The organism is Brevibacillus sp. WF146 (assembly GCF_001673705.2).
GTDB lineage: Bacteria > Bacillota > Bacilli > Brevibacillales > Brevibacillaceae > Brevibacillus > Brevibacillus thermoruber.
The window spans coordinates 610,608-628,228 of the sequence record NZ_CP109943.1; the positions used below are offsets into that span (position 1 = coordinate 610,608).

General features: G+C 56.0%; 14 protein-coding genes. 12 read left to right on the forward strand and 2 right to left on the reverse strand.

Annotation, left to right across the window (positions count from 1 at the left end):
* Positions 1–589: 589 nt before the first annotated feature.
* The 5 genes from A6764_RS03045 (at position 590) to A6764_RS03065 (ending at position 5,293) form a co-directional block, all read left to right on the forward strand.
* Positions 590–862 (forward strand): hypothetical protein, encoded by a 273-nt coding sequence (locus A6764_RS03045; RefSeq protein ID WP_083989837.1) that lies wholly within the window; start codon positions 590–592, stop codon positions 860–862.
* A gap of 146 nt (positions 863–1,008) precedes the next feature.
* Positions 1,009–2,466 carry an aldehyde dehydrogenase family protein gene (locus A6764_RS03050; RefSeq protein ID WP_035295940.1) on the forward strand — a complete coding sequence of 486 codons (1,458 nt, stop codon included), beginning with the start codon at positions 1,009–1,011 and terminating at the stop codon, positions 2,464–2,466.
* 102 nt (positions 2,467–2,568) lie between these two features.
* Positions 2,569–2,889 carry a hypothetical protein gene (locus A6764_RS03055; protein WP_029100320.1) on the forward strand — a complete coding sequence of 107 codons (321 nt, stop codon included), beginning with the start codon at positions 2,569–2,571 and terminating at the stop codon, positions 2,887–2,889.
* Between the two features lie 349 nt (positions 2,890–3,238).
* Positions 3,239–4,075: a GGDEF domain-containing protein gene (locus tag A6764_RS03060; protein WP_065067393.1), complete on the forward strand. Its 837-nt coding sequence runs from the start codon at positions 3,239–3,241 to the stop codon at positions 4,073–4,075.
* Between the two features lie 3 nt (positions 4,076–4,078).
* Complete coding sequence (locus A6764_RS03065; protein ID WP_065067392.1) at positions 4,079–5,293, forward strand: glycosyltransferase family 2 protein; 1,215 nt, start codon at positions 4,079–4,081, stop codon at positions 5,291–5,293.
* A 184-nt stretch (positions 5,294–5,477) separates the two neighbouring features.
* Here A6764_RS03065 and A6764_RS03070 read toward each other — a convergent pair whose 3' ends face one another.
* Positions 5,478–5,906 (reverse strand): hypothetical protein, encoded by a 429-nt coding sequence (locus A6764_RS03070; RefSeq protein ID WP_065067391.1) that lies wholly within the window; start codon positions 5,904–5,906, stop codon positions 5,478–5,480.
* The gene (locus A6764_RS03075; protein ID WP_141669704.1) at positions 5,896–6,264 is read right to left on the reverse strand and encodes a hypothetical protein; all 369 of its coding nucleotides are present in this window, start codon (positions 6,262–6,264) and stop codon (positions 5,896–5,898) included. The genes A6764_RS03070 and A6764_RS03075 overlap by 11 nt, the downstream gene beginning before the upstream one ends.
* A gap of 844 nt (positions 6,265–7,108) precedes the next feature.
* Here A6764_RS03075 and A6764_RS03080 point away from each other — a divergent pair.
* The 7 genes from A6764_RS03080 to A6764_RS03110 all read left to right on the forward strand — a co-directional run bounded on the left by A6764_RS03080 (position 7,109) and on the right by A6764_RS03110 (position 17,601).
* On the forward strand, positions 7,109–8,902 hold the full coding sequence (locus A6764_RS03080) for a methyl-accepting chemotaxis protein (RefSeq protein ID WP_176703306.1): 1,794 nt from the start codon (positions 7,109–7,111) through the stop codon (positions 8,900–8,902).
* 158 nt (positions 8,903–9,060) lie between these two features.
* Complete coding sequence (locus tag A6764_RS03085; RefSeq protein ID WP_065067388.1) at positions 9,061–10,014, forward strand: aldo/keto reductase family protein; 954 nt, start codon at positions 9,061–9,063, stop codon at positions 10,012–10,014.
* A 253-nt stretch (positions 10,015–10,267) separates the two neighbouring features.
* Positions 10,268–11,413 carry a copper amine oxidase N-terminal domain-containing protein gene (locus A6764_RS03090; RefSeq protein ID WP_065067387.1) on the forward strand — a complete coding sequence of 382 codons (1,146 nt, stop codon included), beginning with the start codon at positions 10,268–10,270 and terminating at the stop codon, positions 11,411–11,413.
* A 344-nt stretch (positions 11,414–11,757) separates the two neighbouring features.
* A complete protein-coding gene (locus A6764_RS03095) occupies positions 11,758–12,708 on the forward strand; it encodes an accessory Sec system S-layer assembly protein (protein WP_065067386.1) in 951 nt (316 codons plus the stop codon).
* Positions 12,709–12,810: 102 nt separating this feature from the next.
* Positions 12,811–13,776 carry an SLAP domain-containing protein gene (locus A6764_RS03100; RefSeq protein ID WP_065067385.1) on the forward strand — a complete coding sequence of 322 codons (966 nt, stop codon included), beginning with the start codon at positions 12,811–12,813 and terminating at the stop codon, positions 13,774–13,776.
* Positions 13,777–13,832: 56 nt separating this feature from the next.
* Positions 13,833–14,816, forward strand: coding sequence for an SLAP domain-containing protein (locus A6764_RS03105; RefSeq protein ID WP_029100311.1), 984 nt, complete (start codon positions 13,833–13,835; stop codon positions 14,814–14,816).
* 229 nt (positions 14,817–15,045) lie between these two features.
* On the forward strand, positions 15,046–17,601 hold the full coding sequence (locus A6764_RS03110; RefSeq protein WP_065067384.1) for a S8 family peptidase: 2,556 nt from the start codon (positions 15,046–15,048) through the stop codon (positions 17,599–17,601).
* Positions 17,602–17,621: the final 20 nt, after the last annotated feature.

The window sequence follows — 17,621 nt, forward strand, 5'->3', positions numbered from 1 at the left end:
TGTGTGGCAAAACCTCCTTGGAAGAAAGGGGAAGCATCTAACAGAATTTATGTTTACGTAATCAAAGAGGCCGAGCCCGGGACGAGGTGGCAGACCTTCCTGATGCATATGGGGATCGGGTTGCTGGCCGCTGTCATCTTTTTTGTTATGGGCTCGTTTTTCCTTTCGGTATATGATCCGTTCTGATGACCATTCCTTTTCCTGAAAGGCAAACGTTCATGTCGTGAAACGTGTTCCTCATGCATGTACATCATGTGTGTGATCGGAACGCCGATTTTTCTTCTGCTGGACAGCACCAAAAAAGCGAAAAACGTACCAGGAAGCTGAATAGAAATACTTCCGGTACGCATTTCGCTTTTTGGTTGCCGTGATCGGTTAGTGCTTACGACGACGACGGCAGCGGACTAAGACGCGCTGACCTTCCCGTAACGTAATGACGATGGTGCGGCGTTTTTTGGACATGATTTCACCTCCTCATGGTTTGCTAGTTTATTTTATGAACGACAGCGAAAGATGCTTGGACGAACCATCACTGCCAACTACCTATTTGCGTATGGATCGGGACACAAGAAGGAAATAGAAGGCGACCATGCTGTTGGGGGGGTTGGCAGCGGAACAAGGAACTGAACGGTTGGAGCTGGGTGCCGGGGCCACCCCGATTCGCTGTGCGGAGGAGATGAAAATGGTAGACCGCGATCAGCAGGAAAAAGACGAATACCGGAAACATCCGTTCACAAATCTCAAGGACTCCATTGATCGAACGCAGATGGGAGACTTACACTCTCTCAGCAAACTGGGCTGTTGGCCAACAGTGGTGATCATCGTCGTTGGGATCATCCTTTTCCTGTTATCCAAATACTAGATACGAGGGTTGAAGGACAGATCAGCTTAGGTGAAAAACCAATGTCGGGGTCAGTCAAGATTTTTGCGTGATGCTGCGAACGTCCGGAATACTTCTGTACCCACCTGCTAAATACTAACATTACCAGTGGTACAGGAGGATCGAGGATGGCAACTTTCAGCGTCTGGAACAAACAGTTTATTGCAGGAGAATGGCGGGAAGGCAGAAGCAAAGATTCCTACGAAGACAAAAACCCTTACAATGACGAAACGCTGGTACACATTCGCTTGGCAAATCTCGACGACATCAACGACGCCTACGAGTCAGCCAAACGGGTCCAAAAAGAGTGGGCACAGGTAAACCCTTACGAGCGGTCCCGCATCATGGAAAGAGCGGCGGAACTGCTCTCCCAACGGCGTCAGGAATTGATTGACATCATCACGACGGAAACAGGAAGCTCCGTGGTGAAAGCCAATGTGGAAATTGATTTTGCCATGGCCATCATCAAAGAGGCGGCCACATTCCCCATACGGATGAGAGGACATATCCTGCCGTCCCTGATTCCGGGAAAAGAGAATCGAATCTATCGAAACCCGGCGGGGGTGGTAGGGGTGATCAGCCCGTTCAACTTTCCGTTTTACCTGTCCATGCGTTCCGTCGCCCCTGCCCTGGCGACAGGGAACGGCGTGGTGCTCAAACCGGATTCCCAAACGATGATTGCCGGCGGTCTCTATATCGGCAAACTGTTTGAAGATGCGGGCATTCCCAAGGGACTGTTAAACGTCGTGGTCTTCAATACCGGTGAAATCGGGGATGCGTTTGTGGAACATCCGATTCCGCGCATTATCTCATTTACCGGTTCTACGCAGGTGGGAAGACATATCGGAGAGCTGTGCGGACGGAATTTAAAACGGGTCGCGCTTGAACTGGGCGGCAACAACGCCATGATTGTCCTGGCGGATGCCGATGTGGAAAAGGCGGCGGGAGCGGCGGCATTCGGCAAGTTTATGCATGCCGGACAGATTTGCATGGCCATCAATCGGGTGATTGTTGATCAAACGATATACGAGCCGTTCCTGGAGGCGTTTGTCCGAAAAGCGAAAGCGATCCCGTGCGGCGATCAGTCAAATCCTGAAACGATTATCGGTCCTTTGATCAACGCGAAACAGGTGAGCCGAATCCTCGCCCTGATCGAAAAGAGCAAGAGCGAGGGAGCCAAGGTGGCGCTGGAAGGGAGCGTCAACGGAAACGTCATGAGCCCGTTCGTTCTTCGGGACGTTACCAACGAGATGACGATCGCCCAGGAGGAAATCTTCGGGCCGGTGGCGTCCGTGATCGCCGCGAAGGACGAAGAAGATGCGATCCGCATTGCCAACGACAGCCCTTATGGGTTAAGCGGCGCGGTATACGGGGGACGTCTTGAACATGCCGTTGAAGTGGCCAAACGTATTGAAACCGGCATGATTCACGTCAACGACCAAAGCGTCAACGATGAACCCATTATTGCCTTCGGCGGCGAAAAATCTTCCGGGCTGGGCAGGTACGGAGGCGAGTGGGCGCTTGACGAATTCACCACGGTCAAATGGGTTTCCGTCCAAATCCAGGACCGGACCTATCCCTTCTAGTTCGCTTCCGGGCGTGAAGAGGAAAGCCGCCTGCAGGTGAACGGACACTCGTCAGGTTTAACCTCCGGGAGATAAGGGTATGTGCAGGAGAGAGGTGAGATCATGGAACTGCACATACCCAATCCCAAAACGCTGCAGAAGGAACGCGCCAAGGATTTGATCGAGGAAGTCCTGGCGATGAAAAATTCAGCCGATAGATTGACCGTGAAACAGTTCATTTCCATTCTGAACGAACTGCTGCGAATAAAGGTAGTCGTTTCGCCGGTGTCGGAAGTGATGATTTTCGTTTCACAGAAGAAGCCCGAGCTGTATCACGCGGCAAGACTGGCCATCTCGCATGCAAGCCATCTGAAGCTGCTTTTTGAAATCAGAGGGGACGCCGCATTGGCCGAAAAACGGTTGTTGGCATTTGTTCGGGAATAGCGGAATCGAACGTGACAGCAGTCACTCGGGGAACCGGGTGGCTTTTTCTTTTTCGTCATCGCAACATCCTCGTGTTCCTGATCACTTATCCACATTTTGTGCATAACTCTGTTGGTAAATGTGTGAATACTTTTATTTTATGCGCAATCATTTAGTTGACAAAGAGGTAGAAAGGAACGCCTAACGGGACATGCCTGTTTAAGCGTCCCTGTATGTTTTTTGTGGTGTTCCTGACCGGAAACATATCCGGAATCTCGGTGGCATAAATTGTTGATAGCCAATATAATTGACGTGGTGCCATAATACGAACAGAATGGGTTCGAAGTCATAACATCGGGAAGATCACATCATGAAACGAAGTGTCAGTGTTGCCGTATTAACGCTGATTCAACTCATGCTGGCGGTTTGGCTTGCCATGTTGGTGCCTGTGGGCGTCGCATGGCTTGTTTTGGCCGCCGCTGCCCTGCTGTACGGGCTTTTCCTGTTCTTGTCCCCACTCCGATCCTTCACCTTGCTGGTCGCCGTCATCCTGCTCCACGCCTTTTCAGCCGTGGCACAGGGATGGAAATTCGGGTGGGACGTCGGTACGCAATTTCAGTCCATCGTTCTTCAGCTTGTGGTGTTGGGGCTTGCGGCTGCGTCATGGGCGCAGGCGGCCGAGCTGCGCAGGTGGGCGCGTCAATACGAGGAAGCGCAGCGGCAGATTGCCGCTCTCCGCAAAATGGACGAGGCGGTGTCTGTGCTGAGTGCAAATGAATTCAAAGACCGCTTGAAAGCGATCGTGGTCTCTCTGCGCCGGCGAAACGAACCGGGCGTGATCATTTTTGTGTCCATTCCTTCATACGTTGTCGGGTTTGGAGGCCGGCGCTACACGCCGGAAGCTGTGCTGCAGGTGGTCGGAGAGACGGCGCTGGCGTCCGTGCGCGACCAGTTTGACATCGTGGGACGCATTTCGCCCTCGACCATCGCGATCGTGCTGCAGCGCTGCGACCGGGAAGGGGCCCACCGCGCGCTGCGGCGGTTTCACTGGCTGCTGCTCCGGCAGCGAAGGCTTCGCGCGGACGTGGTCATGTCGTGGGTGTGCGTCGAAGACTTGTCCGTGTTCCAGGGCTGGCCTGCGGTGGAGGCCCTGCTGGAAGAATTCGGTGCGGATGACGCCGTATCCGTGCGGCGGAGAGGAGGCTGACCCGTGTCGGTTGTCCTGCTCGTCATTGCGGCCATGTTTTGGCTGCTGCTTCTCTATTATTCGGTGCTGTGTGTCGCCGGTCTCGCGTTCCGATCGAAAGCGGCTCCGTCCCCTTCGCTTGACGAATACCCCAGCGTCGCCATCCTGATCGCGGCCTACAACGAGGAAAAGGTCTTGGCCCAGACGCTGGATGCCATGGCGAGACTGAAGTATGACGGTCCGCTGACGGTGTATGTGCTGAACGACAATTCCTCCGACGCCACCGGGGACATCGCCGACTATTACGCGTCGATGTTTTCCCACATCCGGCATGTCAAAGTCCCCCCGGGAACGCCGAAGGGAAAGGGGCGGGTGCTGAACTACGGTCTGACGCTGGCGCGGGAGAACTACATCGCCGTGTATGACGCCGACAACCAGCCGGAACCGGACGCCCTGCGCCTGCTGATCGAGGCGGCCGTGCAGACGCCGGGGGCGGTAGGGGCCGTCGGCTACGTGAAGACCCTGAACGCGGAGAAAAACTGGCTGACGCGAATGATCGCCCTGGAGTTTGCCGTCTTCCAACTGCTGATGCAATGTGGGCGCTGGCATTTGTTCGGATTGGGAACGCTGACCGGAACCAATCTGGTGGTGGAGCGCGAGGCGCTTGTCGCCGCTGGCGGCTGGGATTCGTCCGCCCTGGCTGAGGATGCCGACCTGTCGATCTCGCTCGCGGCCCTGGGAGGGAGGCTGCCGATTGTGCCGCAGTCGCGCTCATGGGAGCAGGAGCCCCAAACATTCGCGGTGTGGCTGAGGCAGCGAACGAGATGGATGCAGGGAAATCTGCAGTTGATCGGAAAAATGTTCGAAAAGCCGGCATGGCGCGAGCGGCACGTTGTTTTGCACGCGGCTCACATTTTGTCCATCTACATCGTGTTTGCGGCGGTCCTGTTCATTTCCGATGTGTGGTTCCTGTTGGGCGTGCTGGGGATTGTCCACACGTCGTACACGGTCCCCCTGCTCCTGCTGTGGTTCGAGACGTGGCTGATCTACGTGATCCAACTGTTGAGCGCGGAAGTGGCGGACGGCATGGCAAGTCCCGTCAATCTGGCCGTCTCCTTTGTCATGTACTTTACCTATTCGCAGTTGTGGATGTTCCTGCTGGTGCGCGCCGCTGTCCTGGAGTACAAGCGTCGGCGCATGAACGTGGAACCGGTGTGGGACAAGACCGTCCGGTTTTAGCGGCAGACCTCGCCGGTCGTCACAAGGAAATCGTGTCTTCGTACATTCGCCCTTTGTCTGTCACCGACGAAGGGCGTTTTTGTTTTCAACCGGGACAACTGTGATCCGGGCGAACGCATGACAGCAGATCCCCAAAGAGAAACGGGTGGGTACTCCTTGTGTCTTCCCGTCGATACGATGTGCATCAATGCGCCGGCACGACAAATTCGAATTCCTGATGAACATGGGAGGAAGTAGAATGTTCTTCCACGTGAACCGCGCACACCCAATGACCCGGCTGCAGCGTGGTTCTCGCCTCAAAACGACCGCTGCCGCGGTTTGTCACCTCTACCTGTTGGGGTGTGGCATCTCCTTTTTTCCAGAGTTCGAACCGCACGTTCGTGCTGCTTCCGGCTGCAGGAATGTGAGCGGTCAAGATGACGTCCCCGTCCGCGAGCGTCCGGGTGTCGAATGCCACCTCCATCTTGTGATCGCCGTGATGGTGTGCATGTGTGTCCGATTGCTGTCCGTCATGGGGCGAGGACCCGTTTGGATTCCACGGGAAGAAGAACACGGACAGTGAAACGACAACCAGCAGCGATACAAACATCCATGCCAATCCCTTATTGTTCATGGGAAGAATCCTCATTCTTCGTCTGTTCAAAATGCTCTTCTTCTTCCTGTATCAGAAAAAAGAACAGCAGGACCATGAGACCAAAGATGATGTCCACAAACCAGATCATCGGTGCGGGGACCGTAAGCATGTTGCCAAACATCGCTCCCATCATGCCCCCCATCAATCCGGCGAGCATTCCGTCCATGGCCGCCATCAGGCTTACCGGTTTGCCCGTCAAAAACCCTACCGCGATTCCAACGGCAGCGCCGATAAAAGTCGGCAGGTTCAGATCCGGATAAAGCCAAATCCCCAACAGCAACCCAATGGAAAGACTGGATACCATGGCCAACGTCATCGCCATCATCATTCCGGTCATGCAGCGAATCTTGTTCCGACGTCGGTACGCATGGAAGACGCAATACAGTGTCGTAAGCAAAACGAACAACAAATGAACCGTTATCATATGTTCCCTCCCTGCGGCTGGCAACATGGGGCCTGTATTACTGTATGTCCAAAAAATCACCCCCGACTGGACTGATACGGATCGACCAACAAATTGGACGTTCTCCTCGCATGGAAACACGCCCCATCCCGTTGTGCACGATTGTCCACACGATTTCGGAAGAAGCTGAATACCTTGTATCAGAGATTGCGGATAGAGGTGATCACCATGAAGAGAAAACGCCGCTGCGGCTGCTGCAGATGTCGCAAGTGCACGTGCAAGGTTTGCCGATGCTGTCGTTGTCAATGACGTTACACGCTACACGAAGCCGGGATGTCTGAAAAAGCGCGATGGGCTCCTTGCCCTCGCGCTTTACAAATGGAGGGAACTGATTGAGACAAAGATAAAGCCCCCCCAGGGGGAGCCATGTGACGGTTAACGCCGATGCATCATCTTCCGATGGTGATGTGCCCGCATACGGTGAAAATGTTCTCGTTCCGCGAACCGGTGATGCAGGATGCGATTGTGCTGATGAGTCATTTTTAACGCCCGAAAGTGTTCCGCCATCCGCAAGTGATGCCGCCATCTGCTTCGATGGTACGCAGTGTGATCCATAACCCTTCCTCCTTTCCTTGTGCTACTTCATGCTATGGAGACCGTTTCCAACGTTCTTATACATTCGTACATGGGAACCAAAAATGTGCAGCAGAAACAGCCCTTTGCCTGGGAACCCGGATGGAGGAGGAAACGGCTCGCATGCCGGAGGGCATTGACCATCATGCGTTCTCGTGGTAGTTTGATACTATCTAATCCTTGGCATTTTTTCCTATCGAACAAGGTCGTGAACGAACAGTCTGAGACGCAAGTCCCTATCAATCGGAGGAGTACAGACATGAAATGGACGATTGGCAGAAAAGTAACCGCCGGATTTTTATCAGTCGCTTTTCTTTTGGTAATGGTGAGCGGCCTGTCTTTTTACTTTCTCAAGAAAGTGGACAGCTCGTATTCTGATCTCATGAACCGAAGAGCCATCATCCTCTTGAACGCGAAGAACATTCAAGTGCACGCGACCCAATTGAACAGCAGTTTGCGAGACTATTTGTTGACCCAAAATGCAGAAGCGATGAAAAAAGTGGAGGATGCAAGCAAGCAGTTGTCGGCATTGGTCTCCACCTCCATGGGACTGGCCGATACGCAGGAAACCAAGGTTTCCCTGAGCAAGATCGAACAACTGAACAAGCAGTTTCTAAAATCGAAAGATCTGATAGCTTCGGCAGCGAAAGAGCAGGCTCTGAACTTTGCCACGACCTCTTTGTTTCCGATTTCACGGGATATTCGAACGATCGCGGACCAGATCAGTGAACGACAGCAGCAGCTCATGACCCAGGCCACCCAGGAAAACGCCGCGATGGTAAACGGAGTGGTGACAACCGTGTCGATGATCAGCGTGATGGCAGTCATCCTGGCGATTTGCATTGGCTATGTGGTTTCCAGACTGATTGCGCGACCCGTTGTGCAGCTCGCGTCCTCGGCCGAAAAAATTGCGTCAGGCGACCTGACAGAGGACGATCTTCATGTAACAAACAGAGATGAGATCGGGGAACTGGCTCATTCCTTTACGGTCATGAAAAACAATTTGCGCGGCTTGATTCAGCAAGTGCGCATCAACGCTGAACAGGTGGCAGCCTCCGCTGAAGAGCTGACAGCCAGTGCTGAGCAAACAAGTAAAGCCACGGAGCAAATCGCTGCCACCGTGCAGGCAGTCGCCTCAGGCTCCGAGCAGCAGGCCTCCAGCGTAGGCCAAAGTGCCCAGATTGTTCAGGAGATGGCGCAGGGAATCCAACAAATTGCGGCCAACGCCCAGAAGGTATCCGCCTCTTCCGTACAGGCAGCCCAGGTGGCGGAGGAAGGAAATCGGGCGATCCAAACCGCCAGCGATCAGATGGGGTCGATTCACGACAAGGTGAACGACCTGGCAGCGGTCATCAAGGAATTGGGCGAACGTTCCATGGAAATTGGTCACATTGTGCAAGTGATTACCGACATTGCCTCCCAAACGAATCTGTTGGCGCTGAACGCAGCCATTGAAGCGGCAAGAGCGGGTGAGCACGGCCGGGGATTCGCAGTCGTTGCCGATGAAGTGCGGAAACTTGCGGAGCAGTCGGCGGCGTCTGCGAATCAAATCAACGACGTCATTTCGATGATCCGCGGGCAGATGGAGAAAGCGGTCGCTTCCATGGATCAGGTAAAGGACGAAGTGAGCGAAGGAATGGACGTCGTGACCCAGGCGGGAACGTCATTCGCGCACATTCAGCGTTCCGTGGATGACGTTGCCGTTCAGATTCAGGAGGTATCCGCCAGCACGCAGCAGATGTCGGCGTCTGTGGAAGAAATCGTGCAATCCATCACCTTGATCCGGGAAGTGGCAAATGAAACAGCCGCAGGAACGCAGAATGTGTCTGCCGCTGCGGAAGAACAGTTGGCCTCCATGGAAGAAATCTCGTCTTCGGCCCTGGCTCTCTCTCAAATGTCTGAAGACCTGCAGAAACTCATTTCGCGTTTTCGGGTGTAGGGAAACGTGTTGGAAAAGGACCTCATCGCTATGGGTGAGGTCTTTCTGTTGAGTTTGCCTCTTGACATCTTGAAGCGCTCGGACAGCTTCGTGATAAAATAGAGAAGGAGTCGCGGCAGCTACCCGCTTTTCGAATACTTTCTCGGGAGGGAACGAAGATGAATTACCGTCGTCTCGGAAACTCGGGATTGAAAGTGAGCGAAATCAGCCTGGGAAGCTGGCTGACGTACGGAGGCTATGTCGGCAGGGAGGAGGCGATCTCCACCATCGACAAGGCCTATGAACTGGGAATCAACTTCTTCGACACAGCCAACATTTACATGAACGGGGAAGCGGAGAAGGTGGTCGGTGAGGCCCTGCGGAAGTATCCCCGCGAGTCGTACGTGTTGGCGACCAAAGTCTGGGGACCGATGGGCGATCGACCCAACGACCGGGGATTGTCCCGCAAGCACATCATGGAACAGTGCGAAGCGAGCCTGAAGCGGCTCGGTCTCGATTACATCGACGTGTACTACTGCCACGCCTTCGACAACGACACCCCCATGGAAGAGACGCTGCGGGCGATGGACGATCTCGTCCGGCAGGGCAAGGTGCTGTATGTCGGTATCAGCAACTGGACAGCGGCGCAAATCGCCGAAGCGGTATCGATCATGGACAAATACCTGCTGCACCGGATCGTGGCGAATCAACCGCTGTACAACATGTTTGCAAGAGAGATTGAGAAGGAAATCATTCCGCTGTGCGAGCGAAACGGCATCGGACAGGTCGTCTATTCGCCGCTGGCGCAGGGCGTGCTTGCCGGCAAGTACCGAACGGTGAATGATGCGCCTGCTGTCAGCCGGGCGGCCGACAAACACGGCAATCAGACAGTGAAATCGTGGTTGAAAGAAGAGAACCTGCGCAAGGTGGAGCGTCTGCGTCCCATTGCCGAAGAACTGGGGCTTTCCTTGGCTCAGCTTGCGTTGGCCTGGACGCTGCGCCAACCGAACGTCTCCAGCGCGATCATCGGAGCGAGCGTGCCCGAGCAGGTGGAACACAACGTGAAAGCCTCCGGGGTGACGATTCCGGACGAGACGCTGGCCACAATCGACGAGATTCTGGAACAGGCATGATGCCATTACCCGGCGCCGCTGCGGAACGGGTGTGTGAAACGGGCGTTTCCGCCCAGAAGAAGCCGGTCGGCACTTGGACAAAAAAGGGACATGTCACACCTGCATAGCGGCAGCCTCACTCAGCAAGCTCCATTTCCGTGGGGCTTGCTGTTTTTATAGCCGGATCCTCTTTTCCCCTATCAAGTTCCCACCGATTTGCCGATATGGTAAACAGAGCACGTATTACTTCTGGTGCAAGCGGGAGGGACATACGATGAAAAAATGGCTGTCTGCAAGTTTGGTGCTCACCCTGCTGGCCTGTACGCCTCTGGCCGCCGTCCATGCGGAAAAACCGGTAAAAGAAGCCCAAAAAGGGAACGGTGGCGGTCAAGGGGACAAAGACGACAAGGGAAAGGGCAAAGACAAGGGAAAACCGGATAAGGACAAAAAGAACGGGAAAGAAAAGGAGAAACCGGACAAGGACAAGCCTACCGGTTCGACCGCGGAAGGCGGTTCCCCACAAGCAAAACCGGGGCGGGAAGCCCCTTCTCAAACGGAATCACCTGCTTCCCAAACGCCTTCCACGGAGTCACGCGCGGATGGAACGGCCCCGTCTTCCAAAAATGAAGCCATCCAGCAAGCTGTCAAGACCAAGAAGGAACTGATCGAACTGCGTCAGCAGTTGAAGCACGTCAAAGAGGCAACGGAAGAACTGAAAGCGAAATACGAAGAGCTGACCAAGATGCTGGAGCAGCAGTCCGAACTGAAGCAGGCGCTGGACGTTCAAAAAGAACTGCTCAACCGCTTCTATAAACCGGGCGATCAGAAACTGTTCGACAAGTTGGGCGAACTGTACGAGAAAACGGGCGACACGTCGCTGAAGACGTTTGTCAATGGAAAAGAAGTCGTGATGGACACCGCCCCGTTCGTGGAAAAGGGACGCGCTCTGGTGCCTGTGCGTGCCATCGGCGCTGCGCTGAAGGCCGAGGTGAAGTGGAACGGGGAGACCCGCACCGTCGAAGTGGTGCGCGGCGACAACAAGATCACGCTGTATCTCGATTCCGGCGAAGCGGAAGTGAATGGGGAGAAGATCAAGCTGGAGACCCCGCCGGTGATCAAAAAGGGCCGCCTCTTTTTGCCGCTCCGTTTTATTGGGGAAACGCTGAAGGCAAAAGTCGGTTATCAGCAGAAAGGGGATCTGATCATCATCGAGGATGGCAGCCTGACGGGAACCGACGATATCGACACCACACCGGAGACACCGGCAACAAGCGGAGAAGGGGAAGAAGCAGCGCCCACACCGGCAGCAGACGCGAGCGAAGCGTCAAACACATCGGAATCCGCTGCCTCGGAAACGGCACCAACCAGCGAGGCTTCCGAATCGGCCGGCTCCGGCACACAGACGGTGACGACGCCGTAAAGACAACAACCTGAGTCGAAACGAGAGGGCGAACCATACGCAGGTTTTGCCCTCTCTATTTGTTTTAGAAGGCACCATGCCCGCATCCAACGCGCTCCATTTCTTGACGGGACGAAACCGCACAGGTATTCTAACAGGGATTGCCGATCCGCGATGAAGATCGGCACGCGATCTCCGTGACCGCCAGGACGGCGCCTGAAGCCATTCGGCGAAACCGTCAAAAGCCTTGAACGGATACCAAGTTTTCGATGTTGCATTAAGGGCTCACTGTGCTATAGTGGAGTACGAACAGCATCTCTATATTCCTTTACATATAGATGTAGAGAAAAGTTGGGAGAGACGTTATGTTATCCTTTTTGAAAAACATGTTGGGGAAGACGCCGACGCCGGAAGATGTGAAACAGCAGGTGCAGGAGGAGTCGGTATTGCCGGCAGCCGATACCGGCGTGTCCGAGAAGGCACCGGAGCGGAAAGAGACGGAGTCCAAGGCGGCTGGCGTGACCACATCCCTGTCGCTGCATGAGTCGTGGGAAAAGCGGCTGAACATGCAGGAGAAATACGCGTTGTCGTTTATGGCACAGGAACTGCCGCCGCTGGAGGAGGGGAACATTTCCCTGGCCGGCATTTCGCTTGTCCCGCACGACGACGGCGTTCAGGTGACGGCTTTCCTGCGCAACGGCACCAACCGGCCCCTGCGCCTGGGAGAGATGCCGCTGGTCGTTTTGTTTGGGGATCAGCAGTTGTTTACCCGACAGACGTTTGACCTGGGAGAGCTGGGCGAAATTCCGCCGTACGCGGCCAGGCCGTGGACGTTTGTGTTTAAGCGGGAGCACTTCCTGCAGGTGAACGTCCTGCTCACCAACTGGAAGATCGCGTTTGAGCTGGCGCAGAAAAAGATGGTGCTGCCTCAGCAGTTGGAACTGGAAGAGTCGTGGATCAAGGCACTGACGGACGAGCAGAAACAGTCCCTGATCGAACTGGCCAAACGGCTGCCGCCGCTAAAGGAAGGGGAAGTCAATATCCAGAGCGTTCAGCTTCGCCGGGCGGAGGACGGTGCGCTGCACGCGATGCTCTTGATCCGCAATGGGTCGACGCAGTCACTGTCCATCGAGAAGCTGCCGCTCGCCCTTTACGACGCGGCGGGAGACAAGGTGGCGGAAGGGCTGTTTGAACTGGGCGGATTGACCGTCAACGCCAATACCAGCAAGCCGTGGATGTTTATCTACCCCAAAGAAAGCGTGTTGAAGGATGGCGCGGACTTCTCTCGGTGGAAGGTGGGCGTGCCGCAGGGGTAAGGCGGGCGTTCAATCGTCCGCGGCCATTTGACCCCGCCTGCAGAAAAGTCTTATCATAGAGAGAAGCTTCATTTGTGCTGCGGTCAGGAGAGGAGGATGCAGATGTTTTCCTTTTTTAAGAATTGGCTGAACAAGGAGCAGGGAAAAACGCGCTCCGTGGAAGAGTTGAAAAAAGACATTCAGGAAGATGCGGCTGTCGATTTTGCCGAACTGAGCGAACAGGAGGCGGAGGTTGAAGCTGGAGAGGACGTACCGGCTGCGGAGGCCCGGAACCAGAAAGTGCGGACGGACCTGTCCCTTCACCCGGCCTGGGAGCAGCAGTTGGACAACGAGAAAAAGTACACCCTCCGTTTTCTGCAGGCACAACTGCCGGATGTGCCCGCCGGAAGCATCAGCGTGACCGGATTCAGTCTGATTCCGAATCCGGAGGGACTTACTGTGGCGATGTTTGTCCGCAATGGTCTGGACCGCCCCGTGCGGTTTAAAGACATTACCCTGGCGATCTATCTGGACGACAAGCCGTTTGCTCGTCAGCGGGTTGATCTGAGCGGAATGGGATCGATTCCGCCGCGCAGCAGCCGTCCGTGGGAGGTCTTCTTTCCGGAGGGCACGTACCTGCATGAGAATTTCAGCTTCACACGCTGGAAAGTGATGATGAAGGCGCAGGCCAACCCTTACGTCTGGCCCAATCATCTCGACCTCGACCCGCAGATGGAAGCACGCATGACTGAACGGCAAAAAGACCGCCTGGAGCTCTTGATCCATTCGCTGCCGCCGATTGAGGCCGAATCCGTAGAGGCTACCGGATTTGACATCGGCTGGACGAAAAAGGGAGAACTGGTGGTGGCCGTGCTGTTCCGTAATGGCTTGCCGGTAGACTATCGCCCGGATCAATTGAAGATTACCGTTTCCGACACGGAGGGCGACTTGGTCGCAACCGGGGTGATAGACGGCAGCAGCATTCGGGTCCGTCCGGGGACCAGCCGTCCGTGGCTGTTTGTCTTCCCGGCAAATGCAGTGAAAAAGCCGAACGCCAGCCTGAAACGATGGGTGTTGGAGGTTACCTGACCGCCCCTGCATCTGCTATGTGTGATCCGCCGGTCGGGAAATGAGGAGGTTTTGTCATGAGTTGGTTGCTGGAAAACTGGTTTGGCTCCAAAGAGAGCCTGGAGCAAGTGCGCGAAGAGGTGCACAAGCACCTGCAAAAGGAGTTTTACCTGGGCGTGTCCGGGATCGACAATCCGGAGCAGTCGTCCAATCGCATCCCGTCCAAGGAAATGATCCTGAGCCTGCACGGCCCATGGGGCGATAAGCTGGAGGAGCAGGAAACGGAGTTGCTGCAGTACATCCACGACGAGCTGCCGCCTGTGGTGCGGGATGAAGTGGGGATCTTCCCGTTTTTTACCCAGGTGACGCAGGAAGGGTATCTCGTGCTTACCTTTATCCGCAATGCCACCAGCCGCAGCATGCTGTTTCAGCGGCTGCCTTTGAGACTGGTGACGCCGGATGGAAAAGTCGTCGCCCGCAAAACGTTTCATCTGCTGGAGTTTGGGCCGATCGGCGACAAGTCGAGCCGCCCGTGCGAGTTCCTGTTCCCGTGGAGCGAGTTTGACGACCTGCCGGATAAGGAAGTGCCGCTCACGCTGGAGTACAAGAAACCTGAGAAAACAGCCGAGCATCCGGAAATGCTGGGCGGAGAGCTGACCGAAGAGGAGCAGCAGCAGTATCGGGAAAAGGCGGCCGCTCTGCCGGTTGAAGAAGGCCTGGTGGACCTGCAGGTGCTGGACATTACGGAGGGAACCAACAACGGCCTGAAGGTGGTCGTGCTGTTCCGCAACGGGCTGAACAAGCGCCTGGAGTTTACGGAAGTGCCGATTATCGTGCACGACAAGGCAGGAGATGCGGTAGCCCGCGTTCACTACACGCTGGAAAACTTGAAAGTGGAAGCCAAGGGCAGTCGGATCTGGGCGTTTGAAATCCCGGCGACGTCGATCAAGAAAGAAGGCGTGAAAGCCGCCGATTGTACCGCTTTCATCCCCAAGGCCAAACAGCAGAAAAAAGAGCAGGCTGCTTCCGAAACCTCGCAGCCGAAGGGCTTTTTGCAATAACGGAACGTTTCAGGGAGACCCCCTTTTGCCGCGGCGGAAGGGGGTTCTGCCGTTTGCCGGGAATGTCGTCAGCGTTCCAAGAATTGGATTGACAGGGTTGCGTTTCGTCCATTTATTCCGCTATGCTAGATAGATAGAATGAAGAGAGAAGGGCATGTGACCCGCCACTACCTGCATTCCTTGTGTTTCGCCGGCATGCGGAAACAGGGGAGGAAGGACTGTCATTTTCATGAGGAGAGTTATCATATTGGGGCTTGTGGTCGCCATCGGACTGACAGCCGCTTTCGCGAACGTCAGAGCCGCTGCAGCGGCCGGAATTACATCGGACCGGTACATAAACAACCAGACCCACCTGAAGCAGATCAAGGCGGACCAGGCGTGGAAAACGGTGAACAGCAACAATTCCATCATCATCGCCGTCTTGGATACAGGGGTGGATGCCAACCATCCCGATTTGAAAGGGAATGTGCTGCCGGGGATCAACCTGGTGAATCCGGGCAAGTCTCCCTATGACGACAGCGCAAACGGACACGGCACGGCGGTGGCAGGCATCATCGCGGCCAGGGGAAACAACGGCATCGGGGTGTCCGGGGTGCTGTGGAACGCCCGCATCCTGCCGATCAAGGTGCTGGACAAATACGGCCAGCAGGACAGTATTGACGTGGTCGCCAAGGGGATACACATGGCGCTGGATCGGGGGGCCAAGGTGATCCTCATGTCGGTCAGCAGCATGTCGTACTCCAAAGCCTTGACGGAGGCGGTCCAACGGGCGGAAGCGAGCGGAGCGGTGCTGGTGGCGGCCAGCGGCAACGAGAGCGACCGGGTCGCCTATCCGGCTGCTTATCCGACCGTCATCGCCGTCGGGGCGGTCAAAAGCAACAACGAACCGCTGTACGAGTCCAATTCGGGGCCGGAGTTGAATCTGGTGGCACCCGGCATGAACGTGTACACCACCAAGCCCGGAGGCAAATACGGCACGTTGAGCGGCACATCGGCCGCCGCTCCCCAGGTGGCCGGGGCCGCTGCGCTTGTGCTGGCACGCCATCCCGGCATGTCGCCGTTCGATGTGCGGCAGCTCCTGTACCAGACCGCCACCGATCTCGGCGAGCGCGGCTGGGACCGGCGAACGGGCTACGGCCTGCTCAATGTCTACCGGGCCGTCCGAACCAATCCCTCGACGGATTTTCACGAGCCGAACAACAGCATGGGACAAGCCAGTCCGTTTCCCATCGAGTCGCAGATTCGCGGCCGGCTCAACCCGTCCGACACGATTGACTGGTACAAGATGGATATTCCCTACGACGGAAAAGTGACGTTGAGGGGTTCTGTCACCACATCGATATCGTCCCCCATGGCCGCCACGTTTTATTCGGAGAATCGCACGCCGGTCACGTATTACATCGGCAACGGCGATACCCTGACGGTTCCGGCCAAGGCCGGACGGATGCTGATCAAACTGGAGCGAAGCGGCGGGGTCAACGCGTTTACCTACGTGCTGACCAGTTCGTTTGCGATCAACCCGGACCGCTACGAACGAAACAACAACATGGATACGGCGCGTCCGCTGGTCGGGAATCAGATCAGCGTGACCGGCAATTTTCACGAAGAAGGCGACCAGGACTGGTTTTCCTACTACGTGCGCGAGTATGGCCGGCTGAACATTACCGTTACCCCTGACACCAAGCGGATGGATCTGAACATGCGCATCGGCAAACAGGGGCAGGGATGGGAAGAGTACGACACCGGGGACCGGGACGACCCGACCGAGCGGGCACAAAAAGAGGTGTCGCCGGGCAAGTACTACATCCGGATCAGCGAGTACTGGCGCAATCAGGTAAACGGGGAATACCGGCTGGATTTGACCTACACGCCGGTTCGCAAGGACATCAACGAACCCAACGATACGTATCGCCAGGCGTCTCATCTGGCCAACGGCACGCTGATGACGGGCACCTTGCCGACCCATACCGACTCGGACTGGTTCCAATTTACCGTCGATTCGGAATCCTACGTCAGCGTTCGCGCGCCGTTTGTCCCTGTGTCCAGGGGGATGCGCATCGAGATCTACGGGTCCCAAACGTTCAATTATGCGCTGGCCGCTACCGACCAGGTGGCCCAGTTGTCCGATCAGGGCAAGGAAGTCATCGGATTGAAGCTCAAGCCCGGCAGGTACTACATCCGATTGAGCAGCGCGGTTTCGTTCAAATACGACGCCTACCGCCTCACGCTGCACAAGGAAAAGCTGGTGGACGGCTACCGCGACATCGCCGGTCACTGGGCCCGCTCCGACATCGCCCGGCTGACCCGAAAAGGGGTCGTCAAGGGCTTTGAAAACGCCACGTTCCAGCCCAACCAGCAGGTGACGCGGGCACAGTTTGCCACCATGCTGATCCAGGCCATGCGGGCCAAAGGGCTGCCGGTGGGGTCGTACACGGGCCGCAATCCGTTCGGCGACCTGTCCAGCTCCCATTGGGCGTACCAGTCGCTCTTGAAGGCTTATCAACTGGGTATTTTGCAGGGGTACCCCAACCGGACGATCAAGCCGAACCAGCCCATCTCCCGGGCGGAGATGGCCCAGATGGCAGCCCGCGCCCAGAACCTGCTCTTGTACAAGCACAGCAGGTCTTCGTACCGTGACGTACCGACCAGCCACTGGGCGTCTCCGGCCATTGAGGCGCTCACCTCCAGAGGCTGGCTGAAGGGATACGGGAATCTCTTCAAGCCGCAGGGACGCGCGACCCGGGCCGAGGTGGTCGTCCTGTTGGCCAGGGTCTATCAATTGTGATCTTCAGAAAAGGAGAGGAC